The 2,261-nt window shown below is 68.1% G+C and carries 2 protein-coding genes; both read left to right on the forward strand.

The genetic code is table 11. From position 1 onward, the window contains the following. The first annotated feature begins 78 nt into the window (after positions 1–78). Positions 79–1,047 (forward strand): hypothetical protein, encoded by a 969-nt coding sequence (locus D7V97_RS42460; protein ID WP_147445239.1) that lies wholly within the window; start codon positions 79–81, stop codon positions 1,045–1,047. Between the two features lie 14 nt (positions 1,048–1,061). Then, on the forward strand, positions 1,062–2,261 hold a 1,200-nt coding region (locus D7V97_RS42465), incomplete at its 3' end, for a DUF1565 domain-containing protein (protein WP_120616205.1).

The following is a 2,261-nucleotide window of genomic DNA, read 5'->3' on the forward strand; positions in this document are numbered from 1 at the left end:
GGGTGGGGCCCTGTCCCACCACGCGGGTCCGCGAATCCTGACCTTGCGAGGAGGTCGGCTCGGGGAGAAAGTGGTCCCGTGTTGATCCCCTTCCTCGCCGCGCTCACCCTGGTGGTTGCCCAGGCGCCAGCGTCCACCTCCTCCACGAAACCCCTCACCGTGTTGCTGGCGCCGACGGACGTGACGCGAGGCACGCCCCGCTATCTCGTCGGAGTCGCCCAGGAGCACGTGGCCGACCAGCTCAAGGCCCGGGGCCTGGAGGTGGTGCGCGTGGAGGACGTGACGCGCACCCTGCCGAAGAAGCAGCGCGCGGCGATGATGCGCTGCAAACGCACGCAGCCGTCCTGCATCGCGTCGCTGGGCGTGGCGGCGAAGACGGACGTGGTGATGGTGACGGAGGTGGTGCCCTACCTCAACGGCTTCAAGGCCGGCGTGCGCGTCTACACCGCCAAGGATGGGGCACCGCTGGTCGAGCACTCCGTGCCAGAGGTGAAGAAGGACCAGGTGATGGACGCGCTTACGCAGTCGTTGGACGTGGTGGTGCCCACCACGCTGCGGGTGCTGCGGCCGGAGCCGGTGGCGCCGGTGACGCCGCCCGTGGTCCAGACGCCGCAGGTGACGCCGGGTGTGAAGCAGCCGGTGACACCGGTGACGCCGGGCATCGAGCCGCCCACGCAGATGGACCTGAGTGACACGTCGAAGGACGCGCCGAAGGTGGAGACGCCGGGGCGGCGCAAGTGGGCGTGGGTGCCGGCGGCGGGCGGCGTGGTGCTCGCGGGCGTTGGCACGGTGTTCCTTGTGCAGTCGCGGAGCAAGTTCAGCGACCTGGAGAACAAGGAGTTCCCGACGCTGGCCCAGGCGGATGCCGCGAGGGACTCCGGCAAGCGGTCGCAGACGATGGGCGTGGTGGGGATTGGCGTGGGCGCGGCGGCGCTGACGGCGGGCGCGCTGATGTACTTCCTGCCGACGAAGAAGACTTCCGTTCAGCCGTCCGTGACGCTCACGCCCCAGGGTGGTGGCCTGAGTCTCGCCGGGACGTGGCAGTGAGTTCGGGGAGGACCATGCGGAACATCTGGAAGGTCGGAGCGCTGGGCGCGGTGTTCGGTGCGGTGCTCAGCGTGGGCGGCTGTAACGACTTCGACACGGCCTATGAAAAGTGCGTGAGCGAGGGACGCTGCGGTCCGGATGGCGGCGCGGGGGATGGCGGGGTCGACAGTGGACCGGTGGATCCGGAGCCCACTTGCACTCCCTCCTCGGAGATGGATGAGCCCGATCCCGAAGGCAAGGACCTCAACTGCGACGGCGTGGATGGCATGGCCAGCGCGGGCTACTTCGTGGATCCAGAGCGCGGCAACGACGGGGATGATGGCACCCCACTCCATCCGCTGAAGACCCTGACCAACGCCCTCGAGCGGATCCGCACCAATGCCGATGGTACGGGACGCAAGAGCGTGTACCTGGGCGTCGGGACGTACAACGAGTCGCCCATTGTCGTAACCACGCCGGTGTCGCTCTACGGCGGCTATCAGTGGGTCACCCCAGGGTTCCGCTTCTGGAGTCGCTTCCAGAGCAGCGAACCCACGCTCATTGATGGCGGCACCCTGGCCTTCACTGTGAGCGACGTGACCAATGCGAGCGTGGTGCTGAACACGCTGCACATCGCCTCTGCCAACGCAGCCAATTTCAGTGAGCCGTCCATCGCGCTGCGCGTGCTCAATAGCAGCAACGTCATGCTGCAGCAGATGGTCGTTGTGGCTGGGAATGGTGGTCCTGGCCGCGACGGAAGTGACGGAGGCGCCGGGACATTTGGTGGCAGCGGTAATCCTGGAGTGGATAGCAACGGCAGCAACGCGATCGGCGGCGCTGGTGGTGCATCCCCCTGTGATGTTCAGCGGGTAGGCGGCCAGGGAGGCAAGAGTCTTTCAACCTCGGCGGGCGAAAGCGGGGCAGACGGAGGACCCAATGGTGCCGGTGGACGCGGTGGGGACGGTGGTCCCCAAGCCGCGGTTCTCCCTGAGAATTGCAATACCTTCGAGTGTACGTGCAACGCACTCGGTGGCGCCGCAGGCCTCGCCGGCGCGAACGGCGGCGGTGGCACGGCAGGCAAGGGCGGCACGGGTGACGGCGTCCTGTCCGCCGGCCTGTGGGTCGCGGGGGCGCCCGGAGAGAATGGGACGCCTGGGAAGCCAGGGACCGCGGGCGGCGGGGGTGGCGCTGGAGGCAGCTGTGCTTTCAACGCGTCGCCTATCGCGACTGAAGGT

The sequence above is a fragment of the Corallococcus sp. CA053C genome (assembly GCF_003611675.1).
Taxonomy (GTDB): Bacteria; Myxococcota; Myxococcia; order Myxococcales; family Myxococcaceae; genus Corallococcus.